Origin of the sequence: Aeromonas sobria, from assembly GCF_000820145.1 — a bacterium.
Classification (GTDB): Bacteria; Pseudomonadota; Gammaproteobacteria; order Enterobacterales; family Aeromonadaceae; genus Aeromonas; species Aeromonas sobria.
In genome coordinates this window covers 1-14005 of the sequence record NZ_CDBW01000033.1, presented here as the reverse complement: position 1 = coordinate 14005, position 14005 = coordinate 1, and the positions used below count along the sequence as shown (strand labels likewise).

22 protein-coding genes are annotated in these 14005 nt (G+C 55.7%); 17 read left to right on the top strand and 5 right to left on the bottom strand.

What is annotated here, in order from left to right; genetic code table 11:
- Nucleotides 1-3: 3 nt before the first annotated feature.
- The 4 genes from BN1135_RS15270 to BN1135_RS15255 all read right to left on the bottom strand — a co-directional run bounded on the left by BN1135_RS15270 (nt 4) and on the right by BN1135_RS15255 (nt 5335).
- Nucleotides 4-3387, bottom strand: coding sequence for a UvrD-helicase domain-containing protein (locus tag BN1135_RS15270; RefSeq protein WP_042022592.1), 3384 nt, complete (start codon nt 3385-3387; stop codon nt 4-6).
- A 2-nt stretch (nt 3388-3389) separates the two neighbouring features.
- The gene (locus BN1135_RS15265) at nt 3390-3959 is read right to left on the bottom strand and encodes a hypothetical protein (RefSeq protein ID WP_042022590.1); all 570 of its coding nucleotides are present in this window, start codon (nt 3957-3959) and stop codon (nt 3390-3392) included.
- The gene (locus tag BN1135_RS15260; protein ID WP_042022588.1) at nt 3959-4729 is read right to left on the bottom strand and encodes an RNA polymerase sigma factor; all 771 of its coding nucleotides are present in this window, start codon (nt 4727-4729) and stop codon (nt 3959-3961) included. Before BN1135_RS15260 ends, BN1135_RS15265 begins: the two co-directional genes overlap by 1 nt.
- A 261-nt stretch (nt 4730-4990) precedes the next feature.
- Nucleotides 4991-5335, bottom strand: coding sequence for a helix-turn-helix domain-containing protein (locus BN1135_RS15255; RefSeq protein WP_042022586.1), 345 nt, complete (start codon nt 5333-5335; stop codon nt 4991-4993).
- A gap of 271 nt (nt 5336-5606) precedes the next feature.
- Between BN1135_RS15255 and BN1135_RS15250 the strand changes: the two genes are divergently transcribed.
- The 17 genes from BN1135_RS15250 (at nt 5607) to BN1135_RS15165 (ending at nt 13196) form a co-directional block, all read left to right on the top strand.
- Nucleotides 5607-5972 carry a hypothetical protein gene (locus tag BN1135_RS15250; RefSeq protein ID WP_042022585.1) on the top strand — a complete coding sequence of 122 codons (366 nt, stop codon included), beginning with the start codon at nt 5607-5609 and terminating at the stop codon, nt 5970-5972.
- Nucleotides 5973-5989: 17 nt separating this feature from the next.
- Nucleotides 5990-6676, top strand: a complete 687-nt coding sequence (locus BN1135_RS15245; protein WP_042022584.1) for a hypothetical protein — start codon at nt 5990-5992, stop codon at nt 6674-6676.
- 84 nt (nt 6677-6760) lie between these two features.
- Nucleotides 6761-7324, top strand: coding sequence for a lecithin retinol acyltransferase family protein (locus BN1135_RS15240; protein ID WP_042022579.1), 564 nt, complete (start codon nt 6761-6763; stop codon nt 7322-7324).
- A gap of 35 nt (nt 7325-7359) precedes the next feature.
- Entirely contained in the window at nt 7360-7785 is a 426-nt protein-coding gene (locus BN1135_RS15235; RefSeq protein WP_042022696.1) for a DUF2787 family protein, read from the top strand.
- A 10-nt stretch (nt 7786-7795) separates the two neighbouring features.
- Nucleotides 7796-8224, top strand: coding sequence for a hypothetical protein (locus BN1135_RS15230; RefSeq protein WP_042022577.1), 429 nt, complete (start codon nt 7796-7798; stop codon nt 8222-8224).
- Nucleotides 8199-8507, top strand: a complete 309-nt coding sequence (locus BN1135_RS15225; protein ID WP_042022575.1) for a hypothetical protein — start codon at nt 8199-8201, stop codon at nt 8505-8507. Before BN1135_RS15230 ends, BN1135_RS15225 begins: the two co-directional genes overlap by 26 nt.
- 91 nt (nt 8508-8598) lie before the next feature.
- Nucleotides 8599-9096 (top strand): RadC family protein, encoded by a 498-nt coding sequence (gene radC, locus BN1135_RS15220; RefSeq protein ID WP_042022573.1) that lies wholly within the window; start codon nt 8599-8601, stop codon nt 9094-9096.
- Nucleotides 9093-9566 (top strand): hypothetical protein, encoded by a 474-nt coding sequence (locus BN1135_RS21735; protein WP_082186816.1) that lies wholly within the window; start codon nt 9093-9095, stop codon nt 9564-9566. Before radC ends, BN1135_RS21735 begins: the two co-directional genes overlap by 4 nt.
- 153 nt (nt 9567-9719) lie before the next feature.
- Nucleotides 9720-10226: a hypothetical protein gene (locus BN1135_RS15205; protein ID WP_042022570.1), complete on the top strand. Its 507-nt coding sequence runs from the start codon at nt 9720-9722 to the stop codon at nt 10224-10226.
- On the top strand, nt 10226-10441 hold the full coding sequence (locus BN1135_RS15200; protein WP_042022569.1) for a hypothetical protein: 216 nt from the start codon (nt 10226-10228) through the stop codon (nt 10439-10441). The genes BN1135_RS15205 and BN1135_RS15200 overlap by 1 nt, the downstream gene beginning before the upstream one ends.
- The gene (locus BN1135_RS15195) at nt 10438-10800 is read left to right on the top strand and encodes a hypothetical protein (RefSeq protein ID WP_042022566.1); all 363 of its coding nucleotides are present in this window, start codon (nt 10438-10440) and stop codon (nt 10798-10800) included. The genes BN1135_RS15200 and BN1135_RS15195 overlap by 4 nt, the downstream gene beginning before the upstream one ends.
- Entirely contained in the window at nt 10797-10958 is a 162-nt protein-coding gene (locus BN1135_RS22470) for a hypothetical protein (protein ID WP_223290144.1), read from the top strand. Before BN1135_RS15195 ends, BN1135_RS22470 begins: the two co-directional genes overlap by 4 nt.
- Before the next feature lie 203 nt (nt 10959-11161).
- Entirely contained in the window at nt 11162-11704 is a 543-nt protein-coding gene (locus tag BN1135_RS15185; protein WP_042022563.1) for a hypothetical protein, read from the top strand.
- 1 nt (nt 11705) lies between these two features.
- The gene (locus BN1135_RS15180; RefSeq protein ID WP_042022561.1) at nt 11706-12047 is read left to right on the top strand and encodes a hypothetical protein; all 342 of its coding nucleotides are present in this window, start codon (nt 11706-11708) and stop codon (nt 12045-12047) included.
- A gap of 32 nt (nt 12048-12079) precedes the next feature.
- On the top strand, nt 12080-12376 hold the full coding sequence (locus tag BN1135_RS15175; protein ID WP_042022559.1) for a hypothetical protein: 297 nt from the start codon (nt 12080-12082) through the stop codon (nt 12374-12376).
- A gap of 89 nt (nt 12377-12465) precedes the next feature.
- A complete protein-coding gene (locus BN1135_RS15170) occupies nt 12466-12780 on the top strand; it encodes a hypothetical protein (RefSeq protein ID WP_042022555.1) in 315 nt (104 codons plus the stop codon).
- Between the two features lie 2 nt (nt 12781-12782).
- The gene (locus BN1135_RS15165) at nt 12783-13196 is read left to right on the top strand and encodes a type IV toxin-antitoxin system YeeU family antitoxin (protein ID WP_082186815.1); all 414 of its coding nucleotides are present in this window, start codon (nt 12783-12785) and stop codon (nt 13194-13196) included.
- On the opposite strand, the gene BN1135_RS15160 is transcribed toward BN1135_RS15165, so the two are convergent.
- A partial coding sequence (locus BN1135_RS15160) for a FimV/HubP family polar landmark protein (protein ID WP_052443853.1) occupies nt 13193-14005 on the bottom strand: 813 nt, incomplete at its 5' end. The two genes, BN1135_RS15165 and BN1135_RS15160, sit on opposite strands and share 4 nt — an antisense overlap.

Sequence of the window (14005 nt, the reverse complement as noted above, 5' to 3'; positions counted from 1 at the left end):
TTTTCAGAATTGTTTTAAGAGGGTTCCATAGGGGGCTGCGCCACACACAAAAAAGGCCGGGCAGTTCGGGCAAGTGGCGTCCGAAGTATTTGTTGGGAACTGGCCGCCTCGGATGCAGCGGAAAATCTCGCCCAATTTTTCTTGGCGATTGCTCAACTCTTTGGGGCTGAGTTTCAACGGCTTGCTTTCAGCATCAGCTAGGTAGACCAGTTCCAGCTCGGCACCCGGGAACTCCGCTTGGGCCGCTAGTACAAATGCAGCTGCACCGACGTCCTTGCTGTCACGGCTGGGCGCATGGCCAGTTCTTACCCGACGTATGGCCCGCTTTCCGTCTTTCACGATAACATCATCCGGTGTTACTTCGATCTCATGGCCGTCTAACACAATTCGCAGCGGGGTCGGAGCTTCAACCTGCGCGCCAGCCCTCGATGCCTGGAAGTATTGGAGCATGGTGGAGGCTATCTCACGGTAGTCATCGAAATAGCCATGTTCATGAAGCCCCTGAGCCGCGAAGGCCTGAGAAAGCAGATCCTCCCACTCAGCACTAGAGCTGCCCTGCACGACGATCTTCCGGTAGACCTCACGAATCGCTTCATGCATATGCATAAATGAACTCATGCAGCGCCGGCCACCCACCTGAAGCAAGTGTGTGTAGAGGAATCGCCGTGCACACGATTCGTAAAGCGCGACCGCATCTGAGCTGAACCGCGGGGTTCCCGAGAAGACGATGGGTATTTGCGTATCGTCCGGGGCAGGAGGTAATACCGTAGTAGGCGTGACGGCACGCCGTTGAGCTGGACCAATGCGATCCAAGAACTGCGATAGCGGCCTGGCACGCCCATTCGATGTTGAGGTCGCTCCGTAAAACGCCAAGCGTGTCTTCGCCCGGGACATTGCGACGTAGAACAAGCACTCCTGCTCTTCGTTGTGAGCCGCCCGTGCAATGTCCTCTGCACTCCCTTGACCACCTGCGACCATGCCTGCTGGTGGGGGACACTTTGATGTCCGAAGTGCCCCTGGGATGGAGTCCTTATTGACGCCGGCAATGTGAACCGCTGGAAATTCCAACCCTTTCGAGCCATGGATAGTCATCAGGCGAACCGCATCAATCCCCTGGGCTGCCGTGGGTAGCTGCCTCAAATCTCTGTCGTCCCGAAGGCGCAGCAGTCTCCTCATGCGATCAGAAAGCCGCTGGATCGGGAGACCCTGGCCGTTCGGCTGCGCCCGAACGAAGTTCATGAACTGCCAGATTGCGATGCCCTGAGCCTGGTCCGAGACGCAGGCTGAAGACGCAATGCGGGCAGCATGTCTAGTCCGGTCGAGCAGAAGGGTTGCCAGCACGATCCAAGGTTGGGAGGCCGCGTCGAAGCCTGCAAGAGCTGCATTGAGGTAAGACAGAGCTGCCTGACCAGCAGGTGTCAGTTCAGCTGGAATGCTAAGTCGCCAAGCGCCAGGTTCCGCGTCGGTACCTCGTAAATGTTCAAAGACACAAACTACATCCTCCAAACTCATGGCGAATTCTGGCCAACAAGCCGTCCGGATCATCCCCATCGCGCGCCGATCCACAAGTAGTGATAGCACCGCGACAAGGTCTTTTACTTCCGGGCGCTCAAACAGGCTGCCTAGGAAAAGCACTGGAATGCCGGCGCGCTCGAGCTCACGTCCAATTTCCGAAAGTCGATCGTTGCCCCGGCAAAGAACTGCCTGGTCCGGATACCGATAGCCCGACTTACTAAGCTCTTGAATGCCATCAGCGATGGCCGAAGTCAGCAGGGGGGCGTTGTTCACTATGATGATTTCGGGCAGCGTTCCGCTTGGGCCTCTATCCGCCTCAAGGGCCTCTTCTCCATCAGCTGCGGACATACCTGCAGCAAAAGCAGAAAAAGCATGGACAACTTCAGGGGTGGAACGGTAGTTGATTTTCAGGCTGTCCCGTACCGCTCCAGGGAAATCTTGGCAACCGAATCGGGCCATGTTGAACGAAGAGGCGCCGCGGAACCGATAGATTGACTGCTTGGCGTCCCCCACCACCCAGAGGTTATTACCTGACGGCTTCAGTGTCGTAAGAAGCCGAACGCTACTGTGGTTCACGTCCTGATACTCGTCGACCAGAATGTGGTGATAGTCGCTCTGCAACTGCCTTCGAACGGCTTCATCGCTCTCCAGTAGTTGAACCGGGCGCATAACTAGGTCGCCAAAGTCGACACATTGAGCGAGTGTTTTGAGCTCTTCATAGCAAGCGTAGACCTTGGCGACTTCTGTTGCTTTCTCCGCAGCCTCCACTTCGCTCGGGTTACTCGCCGCGTTAGCCATTGCATTGGCTAGCGCAAGATAGGCCGCCGCATCAACAACTTCATCCTTGGCTCGTGAGATCGCGGTCAGGATATCCGCAGCTGTCTGGGATGGATCGTAAAGATTGCGATAGTGGGTCAGACCTAGCCGAGGAAATTCGTTTTCAAGCAGTTCTACTGCTTCGGTTCGGTCCATTAGGCGGGGATCGACCGGAAGGCCACATCGATCGTTGAATCGTCTGAGGATGTCCAAGCCAAAGCTATGGAAGGTTCCGATGCAAAGAGCTGCGGCTTCCGCTGGCCGCTTCAGCGCAATCCGCTCGGACATCTCCGCAGCAGCCTTGTTCGAGAAGGTTAGGAGAAGGATACGTCTTGGATCAACCCCCTCATCCAATAAGCTCTCAACTCGCGCCACCAGCGTACGGGTCTTCCCGGTGCCTGGCCCTGCTTGGAGAAGGAACGCAGCCCCGCGATGGTTGGCTGCTGTTTGTTGCTTCTCGTTGAGTGGAATTTCGACAGGCGCTTCTGCTGCAACTACTGGCACTGGGGGGAGCAAAAGCGCATCAAGCATCTGCTGTGCGACGACCTCGAAGGGAGCCCCCAACCGGTTTGCAATCTCCGAACAGGTCTTCCCTTGAGTGACGTGCAAGTCGAAGACTCGCGACCTTGGCAACAGCAACTCTCTCGCGAAGAGGTCCATCTGGACTTCTCGGCGCTGCCGTCGGCTGTAATCGACCACTCGCTCTATCCCAACTGGCGAGACCTCAGAGGTTCGTGTTGGATCGATTTGAAATGCTGACCCTTCCTCTTCCTCACCGTCGCCAAGCACGGCGTGCCCGACTTCATGAGCTACGAGAAAGGCTTGCTCGAACGGAGTTCCTAAGTCCTCATGAACAATCAGCGGCAAGGCGGCATCAAACGTTGCGCGTGCCCCATCGAGGATTGAAGCACCGGGGACGCATCTTTCAACCAAGATGCCCAGCTTCTCCGCTATGTCTTCGGCGAACCGATAAGGAAACCATGGATCGCTGCCGTGTTGGACAGCTTCATCATGCAAGTGTTTCGCGTACTGTCGAGCAAGTTCTATTGGGTCCATGGTCACTCATCGTCGAGCAGTTGCTTTGAAATGCTTGCCTCATCCATTCCCGCCTCTCTTAAAAGGCGTTCAAGCGGGACTTTTTCGGCTAAGGCGGGTTTGTCATCGGACTTGTTTGAACGAACTGATGAGACCTGCGCAGGCAAAAGGAGAAATGACTGAATAACAGTTACTGATGTTTGTAACTCGTTCGCTAAACGTGTGAGAAACCGGCTTGGCAGCGTCGCAACATCTATTCGTCGCTCGCGAATGGCGACGCCGACTTGTATGGGTAATCCGAGAGCTTTGGCTGCGGCAGCGAAGATCTTTGGCGAAGCAGTCTGCAGCGTTTCTACCGTGACTGTGGACTCGCGGAGCCGATCCATTTTAGCGCTTATGGCGGCAAGCTCTTGCACGCTCAACGGAAGGTCCTCGTCGATTTCCCGAGAAAGCTCTCTGGCAAGATCGACAAGATCGGCAGCAAACTGGGGATAGTCAGCTAGATAATGTTTGAGGATGTCAGTCTTAGGCTCGAAATCCATCGCGAAAGCGTTCATGACGTCTTCGCTAGAAATAGGCGAACGCTTAGTCATCACTGTTTCCCCTTGCGTTCAAGGCGCAATCGTAAAGTTGCAAAGGCCTTGTCACGGTGTGTACGGATAGTCTTCTCACTCTTGCCCAACGCTTTGCTTATGGTAACGGCAGAGGGCTCTTGAGAGTCGATGGGAATGTCTTGAAGGAGCATTTCGATGATTCTTCTTTGGATTTCAGGTAGACCATCAATCGCATTGTCGAGCTGTAGCCGGTAAGATTTTTGATCGAGATCGTGAGGGTCAAAAGGATCATAGCCGCTGATTGCTGCCCCAGCAGCAAGAGATACATCATCTGTGAATAACTCTTCACTCCGATTTTCATGCTTCCAATGGCGATTGCTAGCATCCGCACGGTCTTTCGCGATGGCCGAATTGAAGTTGATCTCGTAGTAGTCCAGCCGGTCGTCGTACGACGACCTGTCACTAAGTAATAGATCGATGAATCGGTCTACAACATCATCTCGGATGTTTGCCTTGGTAAGTGAGAGGGTTGATTCATCTGAATTTTCAGCGCGAGGAAGACGACAGTAAACTCGTTGGAGTAAGAATTCGATTAGCTTCTTTCGATGCCCCCCTTCTTCCAAATTCCGAACAAGATGCACTAATGCTTCTGATGAAACAAAGCAGGGATCGGTAGGTGAGAGAATTGACGTTCTGTATTCAAGTTCCGCTTGGCTAACGGTTGCCAACTCTTGAATTTCAGCTTCAACAATTTCACGACGGGAGTACAAGGTTCCATCAAGTTTGCTTTTGCGAAGAGGGCGAACCACAGATATTCCTCTGTTTTATTTATACTCCGGCCCTTTTAGTAAAGGACGCTAAGTAAAGTAATTTAGGTGTATTACTACGCTATAAGTACCCGTACAGAGCTTATCATCGCAGTCAGTGCGATTGAATACAATCTCAGATAGATATCATCAGGAGACACCAAGCAAAGATCGCCGTAAGTCCGCTTGGGAGCGCCATTGCGGCCTCCCAAGTTATCGGTCCTGGTATCCCATCGGTCTGTCATCGATGCGCACTGTGAGTCATTAAGGCGCCAGTCGCGCCACCAGCTTATCTACCACCTCTAGCACCAGCGCTCTGTCAGCTGTATCGAGTTTGGCCAACTGCTGGCTGAGCACAATGCCTTGTTCGGTGGGGCGGTTGCTGGTCTCACGCAGAAAGTCTGCAAGCTCACAGCCAAACAGCTGAGCCAACTCTGCGAGCCGCACGACGGTCGGCACCACGAGGCCTCGCTCCATCCGGGAGACGGCTTCCATACCTATCTTCAAGTGCTCTGCCACTTGCTCCTGAGTCAGCCCCGCCTGCTGGCGTTGGCGCCCAATCGCTTTGCCCACGCTCTTGGCCAGCGCTTCAGAGTTGATGCTTTTCATAAGTCCTCCAGTCAACCCTTATAGTTGACTATGGACTTTTATTGACATTAAGGACCCTTTGCGATGAGGATCACCTCATTAGATCTAATCCAGTGAAATAGTTACCCCAACATCGAAAGGAGTTCGACACGACCTAACCTCAACCCATCCCTTTGGTGGCATTTGGCTATCAGCCTGCACCACCATTAACCCATTACGTTTACACCCGTTAGCCCGACAGGCTCGCCTCGTCGGTCAGGCATCCTTTTGCCATTTTTATTAAGGAGAAATCATGAATCGCACACTGCTTTATCCCTTACTGTTGGCTTGTGGCTTATCACTGAGCGCTTGCGATACAGCATCCGCTAATAGCCCAGAATTCAGTCTGGAAGTGGAATACACCGCTATCGGGCGACCTCAGATAGTCGTCACCTCGCTCAACGATCAAGTCACCATTCAAAAAGTGCTGATTAATGGCGGCAAGAGTAAATGCCGGGTGATGCTGCGCAGTGACTTGATGGGGTCGGTGGGAGGAACCTATTTCCCACTCAAGCTCAATTACACCGAAAGCTGGCGGCTGGTCATGACCGAGCCGTGCCGATTGAGAGAGGTCACCCTCTTCACCAATCTGGGCAATGCCTCTTACACCATTGAATAACTCGTTTGGAGAGTGACATGACAGAAAAAATCAGACTGGCACTGTGGTGCACATGGTTATCGCTGTTTGCTTTACCGACCTGGGCTGCGCCTGAATTCACTGTGCCAACAGTCACTAAACGGGTACCGGCCAACGTTGAGGGCATCCTCAATTTCGCCAGCATGCAGTTTTGGATAGAGACCTCGAAAGGGGAGCGCATCATGCTGATGCCGCTGGATGAAGATGAGCCAACGCTCATCCCCAGTGTCAGCCAGCCGGTTGCCCTGAACGGTTTTATGCTCACCTATTCCGATGGCAGTCGTTACTTCGAGCCCTCCTTTGCACCTGCGTCAGCTGCATCAAGTACCACGTCATTTACCATCGTGAAAAATGACGATGACAGTATCGAGATCCGGCATGGGGGTGAGGTGCTGCTGCGCACCGATGAATATGACGCCATCAAACTCACGCACCGTTTGCCGCTGGCTAACGGGCAGGCGGTCTTGTTTGAGCTGAACAGTGGCGGTGTGGCATGCCCGGTACTCTATCAGTTAGCGGTCGTTCAGACGGGGGCATTGACCATGCTCTCATCGCCTTTTGGTACCTGTAGTGATGAAGGCAAGCTGACCTCCGAACCCAACGGTTTTATCCTCGACCTGCCCGGCAATCCTCGCCAGCGCTGGGTATGGGATGCCAACAGCTTGACGCTGCGCAAGCAATCCTGACCACCAGCCACCACACACTCACCACCATCAGGGCACCTTCGGGTGCCCTCTGTTTTATGCCGCATTTTATTTAAGGAACTGTTCATGCCATTACCGCAATCAGGGGACCACCTTGTTTCCCCCCGCACCGGTTACCAGCACCACGGTATCTATCTGGGAGACCATCAGGTCATCCACTACCAGGGAGTCAGTGCCGGTATACATTCCGGTCAGATAGCTATCACCACGCTTACCGAGTTTAGCCAAGGGCGGGGCTATCGCATCCAGCACTATAGCGCACGAGCGTTCAACCGGGAGGAGAGTATCGACCGTGCTTACTCCCGCCTTGGAGAGGCGCACTACAGCACGCTCTTTAACAACTGCGAGCACTTTGTGCTCTGGTGCATCGAGGGCTTTCACTACAGCAAGCAGATTAACCAGCTGATTGCCACGGGGTGTATCGCACATCAGGCGCTTCGCACTGTGGCCCATCAGCCCACCCTTGCGGCCCTGCCTGGCATGGCCACCAGCACGGCACTGAACCCATCAGCAACTACCGCTGTGACCGCCGCAGTCGGTGCGCTGCTTGGGAGTTCGGCCACCTCGCTGGCGGCGCCCTTGGCAGCAACCTACGGCCTCTACCGCGCCTGGCGCTGGTTCAGGGATTAACGCGTCTCACATTCGATACGAAAGGACACACCATGATGACCATGCCATTTCACTTGGCAGGGATGGCCCTGCCGATTTCACCCGAGCTACCTGACTTGCTGCGCAAAGTCGTGCGGGCACAACAGCTCGACCTCACCCACCTCTCGACCCTGACCTTTAACTTTCGCAGCCCCGGCTACAGTGCCGAAACGGGTGGTGTCCATCCGGTAGAGCTGCGGCTTATTCGGGGATTACACGGCTGGGTCTTCGATTACATCACCGACTTCAGCTACCAGGGCCTGGGCCAGGATGCCGAGCTCTGCAAGGAGCTCGACTTCAACCTCTCCTGCGACGAGCACTATCTGCAAGGCTGGGGGCCACTGCCCGGCGTGGAAGCGCGGGAACTGTTTGCAATGTGGCAGAGCAATTTCATTAGCTACGCCCAGTTGGGGTATTTCACCGTCACGGTCAGTGGGGAGTAGGAGGTGTGTGATGACTAACGAACTGCCTCTGTCCCACTACTCACGCCAGTGGCTGGGACTGGTCGCGGCTAAAGCCAAACTGCTGCCGACTCGCCAAGGCGAGCGCTGGTTACTGCACCTGACTCCTGGTAGCCCAAACGCCCGTACCGTCACGCTGCATTTGCGCTGGTCTGGGGTGCTGTGGCAACTGATCTCTCTCACCAATGCCGAGGACTGGCACACCATGAGCCAACCCGTGGATGAAATCTGCGTTGACCCCAAGCATCGGTGTTTCTGGCGCTGCCAAGCAGGGCCTGTTTCTCTCACTGAGCAACCTCGTGTGTTGGCAAGTTTCCTAGCTGAGCTGCAGCGTACCTGCACTAATCACGGTTATCGCGTGGAGAGTGATCCCTTACCCCAAGAGGAGGCACGCGATGCCCAAACATCCGATAGCCGTTGAGCTGGAAGCCATCAATCGAGAGGGGGAAACGCAGGTGGTACGTGACAGCGGCCTGACCGTGCACGGCTACAGCGTCTACCTGCGGGCTGTGGAGGGCAGTGGGTTGGCGCTGGCCACCTGGGTAGCTGACTACGACACCATAGGACCGGCCTACCAACTGGCGGAACAGCTGAGTGTGGCCCTCGCTATCCCGCTCAACGTACTGGTCCCCGGACCGCTGATGCCGGTGAAGCGTGCCCCTACAGCCGGATCAGGAGCAGAAGCCGCCACCAAGACCAACTGAACTACCCTCAAAGTGAACCAACAACCGCTCTACCTTTGACCCCGACATGCTTTATGTGTGCCGGGGTTTTGTTTATTTGGAGAACTCCACTATGCGTTACCACAAGCTCAAAGCCGGGGAATGCCCCGGCACCTATGTCGTCACCGAACCCGTGACCGAACAAGACCTGCTGCACATCGCCAATCAGATTGCTCGCAAGCGTCTTGCCAAAGGCTCCGCCATCACCAGCACCACCGAGGCCGCTGAGCGGCTGCAAACCCTGCTGCAGGACCGGGAGCATGAAGTGTTTGGTGCACTGTTCCTCGACTCCCAACATCGCGTGTTGGCCTTTGAGGAGCTGTTTCGTGGCACCTTGGACAGCGCCAGTATCTACCCACGGGAAGTGGTCAAGCGTGCCCTGCTACTGAACTGCGGGGCAATCATCGCTGTGCACAATCACCCCAGCGGTGACCCTGAACCCAGTCAATCTGACCGGGTCTTCACCCAAGCCCTCAAAGAGGCCTTGGCGCTGGTCGATGTCCGGCTACTCGACCATCTGGTGGTCGGTGCTGAGGGCGTGCTATCCCTGGCCGAACGAGGTCAGCTATGAACCTTATCCCAAATAAAGCACACCTCACCGCCCTCGATATCCTCCTCGAGCTGCGCGGCTGGCTGGCAGATAACGTCCAGATGCAGGCAGAGCCCGCCATCGTGGCTCACCTGCCGAGCGGCTACCAACTCACCCAGAGCGATTGTGTCGAGGCCATCGATGCGCTGCTGCATCAGCTGCGCCATGGCCTGATAACCGCCTGCAACGAGGATGCACAGACGTTGCTGAAAAAAGCCGTCACTAAGGCGCGTGACGACGAGGGTTATGCCAAGCAGCTTGAAGAGACCTTGCTGCAAGGATCCACCATCGAGATCCGCGAGTGCCTCAGTTGCTTTGGCGACTACTTCGAGCGATCCCGAGACGCACCGCCCTATTACCCGCATCACGATGCCGTCAACGGCATTGATTGTGCGCTCTACACCATCCTGTTTGATGCGGCTCTCCCCGACACACTCCAGGATCACCAATAACGAACCGTCGATCGCCCAATAACATTCATGCCGATCACGTGTCCACCCGATCACCCAGATCATCCGCGCCAACACCATGATCCGGATATTCCGATCCCCCCAGCAAGGCCACCTCACTACAGGTGGCCTTTTGCATTTCAAGGAGCTATTCCCATGTCTGCCTTCATGATCGATCGCAAGGACTATCTTGCCTTTACCGTGCAGTTACACCGCTTTTGTAATGCCCCGTTGCCACCGCACTACACCCTTGAGTTGCTACGCACCCTCTGGTGGAACTCGCCAATGGATGTCACCAGTACCTGGACGTGGCGGGTAGACCGGCTGGTACGGCTGATGATGCTCGCCAACCGGCGTGCAGTTTGGCATCGCTATCAGCTTGGGCGTCAGCAGGACCACAAGGAACCACGTCAGCACCGCTCGACCAAGCTGGGGCCGCTTAAACCTGCCCATCGTTACCATCAGGCACCACTCACCGATGCCGAACTGGTAGCCCTCTACAAATTCACCTGCTGCGCCCTGTACCAGTCGAGCGAATGGAGCGGGAGTCCTGAGCAGGCCCCACGGCTAGTGAAGGTGATAGAGCAGTTGCAACAGGCGCTGGCGCAAGACGTGCTGACCCGGTTGTCACTGTGGGAACAAGCCCCCTGGGGAGAGATGTGATGGCTCTCTCCATCACCCTGACGATGACAAGCTCGCCACCGAGTTCAACGGCCCACCTAGCCCAACGTGTCGCCGATGACATGGCACACCTGCATCACCGTCTGGGTGATGGGGTCAGTGATGAACTGGGCATCAGCATCAGTTACCTAGTCGAACAGTTTGCGCTGCTGGCAGCGGCTTACCGTGCACCAGCAGAAAGGGAGAAACATCAATGATTGAGTTCAATGACAGCTTTAGCCAGGCCGCCGTGGCAGAGGCCATGTGTGCCCATTCAGGGCTCGCCAAGCTCATCAGTAAGCAGTTGATGCTGCCGGGCTTTGCCTATGCCCACGATGTGGAGGGACGGCGTATTGGTGGTCCACTGATAGCCCCCAACCCGGTACTGCACAAGACCACGCTCTTTGTCAGTCCTCGTGATATGCGTGAGCACCTGCCGCGAGAGATTCACTTCGCCCGCTTTCGCTGTGCCTGTAATGCTGCGGGTCAGCCGGTCGGCGAGTGGCAACGGATGATAGTCGGTGCCTACGTCAACCATGGCAGCAATGATGCGCCGGATTGGAGCAGCCACACGTGACCATGGCAACGCCCACTGCATCACCAATGGAGACCGAGGCCGCTATCGCCAGTCTCCGAGCTCATATCGAGGAGTTCATCGCACTGGAGCTGACCGACAAGCTCGACACGCAGTTGGCAAGTTTGGTGCGTTGCGGCGTGCTGGACCTGGATAACTGAGATGGGGCAAATCTGGTCCTGCCTCGCACCGTGACCACCGCACTGTTGGAAGCTGCTGCCGAGCGGGTGATTTGGCACAGCCACCGCCGTCGTTATCAGCGAGACATCAAGCGCCTCAAGCAATGGCTATAGACAAATCCTCCCCACAACCTCATGCAGCCCCTCACGCCGAGGGGCTGTTTGCATTTGAAGGAACCCCAACCATGCACGACCTGCGTGATTACAACACCCTGACTGCCCGGCAGCTCACCGCCGCCATCGGCCAGCTCAACCACAATATCGCGCCGAAGATAATGACCCACCTCGCATTGCGGGCCAGGCAACCCCATCCGCTCGGTAATGGCCGTAGCAGAGCCAAGGCCCTCAAGCTGCTGCGCCGGGTAAAGCAAGCTCACAAGACGGGACGTATCCCGCTTGAGCTCACAGTGACAGGCTGCCGACTCGACCGGGGCAGCCATCAGGCTGACCGCTACTACTACGACCGGACACTGCTAGCCAAGGGCTGGCAGCAGTACGACACCGAGGAAGATGCTTGGTATTTCGGCATCTGGATTAACACAGAGAAGCTCGAGACCTTTACCTATGCCGAGGGGGATACCAACCATGTGATTGCACCAAACATCGAGGCCTTTCGTGCCGAACTGGCGCGGCTCTATCAGTACCACCCGCAGGCCCCGGCGTTTATCAGTATCGACCCAGAGGCGGGCGTTGTGACTCGCCACTTTGAACACAAGCCGGAGGTGTGAGATGGCAAAGAACATCACTATCAAGGTGCCCGGCAAACATCCGCAAACTGGCGAGCTCACCACCTTTGAGCTCAAGGGCCAGCGCATTGATATCAACATCGGCGGGCAGGCTGTGCCTTTCCTCATTCACGGGAGGGGCATAGGCACCTCGCTCACCCACATCCCGAGTGGCTACCGCATCGCATTGCTCGGCGGCTGGCTCACTGCGCGTTACGCAATACCTGAAAATAAGCCCAGCAGAGCAGCCTGCGCCCAAATAGCCATAGACCGATTGTCAGCCCAGTACGGCTCGCTACACCTGCTGGACCGCCTCAATTGCAAGCCGGTTATCAATCAACAGTAACCACCGCCCAGACGACAACAAGGAACGATGCAATGACCCCTCTCTTCCCCACAACACCCGCCCTACAGGTCGGCTATCCGGTGATGAAAATGCTGGATGTCGCCATGAGCACCATCGTGGGCGATTACGATGACGCAGACCAGGTGCCTGAATGGCAATGGGTCAAGCGTATGGCCTCCCATGAACATGTCGGTGTGAAGGATGACTCCGCCTACGAATATATGTTGAACCTGGCCTTGGAGCTCGATGCCTACCCGCCAACGTTACAGCCCTTGCTCGCAGCAGCAACGCAAGCTGGGGTGAGCTACATCCTGTTTTACAACGACTAGCCACCGCGACCATCTCATCGCTCATCCACAAACAACATAAAGGGCCAGCCCTCACAGGCTGGCCCTTGGCATCATTGGAGTCACCGAACATGACCCGTCTTATCGCCGGGCTCGAGGTACATCGCTATGCCCCCGAGCTTAACAAACTGCATCTGCGCAACCGCCAAACGTTACCCGCTCCCGGCATCACCACCATCAAAGAGGCCAAAGCTCTCCTGTTTGGCTGCTGGCAGCCAGGGCATCAGGTGACTATCACCGTGAGCCATCCCGACTACGTCAATCTCTCCCAGCTCTACCGAGGGCGACTGGTAAATCTGATCGAACTCCCAGATCACCTGACCAGACTGCGCCAGCGCCACAATGTGCCAGGCACCATCATCCACACCCGATTGAGGTATCGCTGATCATGACCACGACAACCACCCACACCAATGGCCAACAATCTGAAGCACCAGACCTGCCCACCCGGATCTTTGCGCAGTGGGGCTTGCCCCATACTGTTACACCGCGCTTTGGCGCTCGTCTCATTCAGGAGCATCACCGGCTGCACTTTCTGTCAGATCGGGCATCACTCGTAGGCGAATTGGTAGAGGAGGCAATAGACCAGCTGGAAATTGCCTTTCCTAGCATCATCAAGGAACTGGAGGGCAAATTGCTGACGGGTGAACTCGATGCCCAACGCCAGCAACGCATTACCGTCCAGCACGCAGGATTTACCTGCGAAGCCGATAGCCTGGGCAGCCACGGATACATCTACATTGCGATTTACCAGGCTGCGCAGACAGCCAAAGATCATGCCACAAATGTACCCTCTACCTAGGATTGCTTTTTAAACTCCAGCATCTCCTTAAACAAGCGATGGGCATCTTGAGGGGGGATTTGCTCAATCAACTGATCTGGTGGGCATCGCAGCAAAGGGCTTTTAAGGCGGTTGATGTCTTCACCGGAGAAGGCTGTACGATTAGCCAGAAAAAGGGCATACATATTTTGGTACACGGTCGCTTTGTTTAGCTTACTCACCTCGGTCGCGGCTCGCCACAAGGTGTTATCACCGATATCCAGCCAACACTCGCCTTGCTTGTCAAAGACCGTGACAGGGGTAACCTCACGGGGAAGCTGACAATTCTGGGGCGGAATAGGGGCATGCAACAACGAACGCCCAGTAGCCCAATAAAGCGTCGTGCCAGCAGTCAATTGCTCACAAGGAACCTGAACATTGAGCATGAACAGGCCTTCCAGCTTGGCGTTCTTGAGGGGGAGCATCTTTTCACCAACCTGCAACAAGACATCCCCCTGCGTGGTTGGGCTCACCAGATGCATATACAGCTGGTTGCTTTTCACATCATACCGTTCAAAGCTGAACGTAGAGGCAGCAAAAGCGGGAATGGCCATAAGGCAGAGGATCAATAGGGGGGCGGTCATTCGGTTCACGGTGTTGGTTGTTCCTCCTGTAGGTTGGTTTGCAGGGTAACGGATGACTGACACAGCAGCCATGTTACCGCAGACCAGCTTACCAAAAGCTGAACACAAGGTGTCCAAAGAGATGCGATAGAGGAGAAGGACAGCCAAGGCCCTGTGGCACACTGCGTGGCACACCCAAATTTCAGGCAAGAAAAAAGCCCAAGCGAT

Coding starts and splice junctions, on each gene's coding strand:
- BN1135_RS15270 (WP_042022592.1), bottom strand. CDS start 3,387: ATGGACCCAATAGAACTTGCTCGACAGTACGCGAAACACTTGCATGAT.
- BN1135_RS15265 (WP_042022590.1), bottom strand. CDS start 3,959: ATGACTAAGCGTTCGCCTATTTCTAGCGAAGACGTCATGAACGCTTTC.
- BN1135_RS15255 (WP_042022586.1), bottom strand. CDS start 5,335: ATGAAAAGCATCAACTCTGAAGCGCTGGCCAAGAGCGTGGGCAAAGCG.
- BN1135_RS15250 (WP_042022585.1), top strand. CDS start 5,607: ATGAATCGCACACTGCTTTATCCCTTACTGTTGGCTTGTGGCTTATCA.
- BN1135_RS15245 (WP_042022584.1), top strand. CDS start 5,990: ATGACAGAAAAAATCAGACTGGCACTGTGGTGCACATGGTTATCGCTG.
- BN1135_RS15240 (WP_042022579.1), top strand. CDS start 6,761: ATGCCATTACCGCAATCAGGGGACCACCTTGTTTCCCCCCGCACCGGT.
- BN1135_RS15235 (WP_042022696.1), top strand. CDS start 7,360: ATGACCATGCCATTTCACTTGGCAGGGATGGCCCTGCCGATTTCACCC.
- BN1135_RS15230 (WP_042022577.1), top strand. CDS start 7,796: ATGACTAACGAACTGCCTCTGTCCCACTACTCACGCCAGTGGCTGGGA.
- BN1135_RS15225 (WP_042022575.1), top strand. CDS start 8,199: ATGCCCAAACATCCGATAGCCGTTGAGCTGGAAGCCATCAATCGAGAG.
- radC (WP_042022573.1), top strand. CDS start 8,599: ATGCGTTACCACAAGCTCAAAGCCGGGGAATGCCCCGGCACCTATGTC.
- BN1135_RS21735 (WP_082186816.1), top strand. CDS start 9,093: ATGAACCTTATCCCAAATAAAGCACACCTCACCGCCCTCGATATCCTC.
- BN1135_RS15205 (WP_042022570.1), top strand. CDS start 9,720: ATGTCTGCCTTCATGATCGATCGCAAGGACTATCTTGCCTTTACCGTG.
- BN1135_RS15200 (WP_042022569.1), top strand. CDS start 10,226: ATGGCTCTCTCCATCACCCTGACGATGACAAGCTCGCCACCGAGTTCA.
- BN1135_RS15195 (WP_042022566.1), top strand. CDS start 10,438: ATGATTGAGTTCAATGACAGCTTTAGCCAGGCCGCCGTGGCAGAGGCC.
- BN1135_RS15185 (WP_042022563.1), top strand. CDS start 11,162: ATGCACGACCTGCGTGATTACAACACCCTGACTGCCCGGCAGCTCACC.
- BN1135_RS15180 (WP_042022561.1), top strand. CDS start 11,706: ATGGCAAAGAACATCACTATCAAGGTGCCCGGCAAACATCCGCAAACT.
- BN1135_RS15175 (WP_042022559.1), top strand. CDS start 12,080: ATGACCCCTCTCTTCCCCACAACACCCGCCCTACAGGTCGGCTATCCG.
- BN1135_RS15170 (WP_042022555.1), top strand. CDS start 12,466: ATGACCCGTCTTATCGCCGGGCTCGAGGTACATCGCTATGCCCCCGAG.
- BN1135_RS15165 (WP_082186815.1), top strand. CDS start 12,783: ATGACCACGACAACCACCCACACCAATGGCCAACAATCTGAAGCACCA.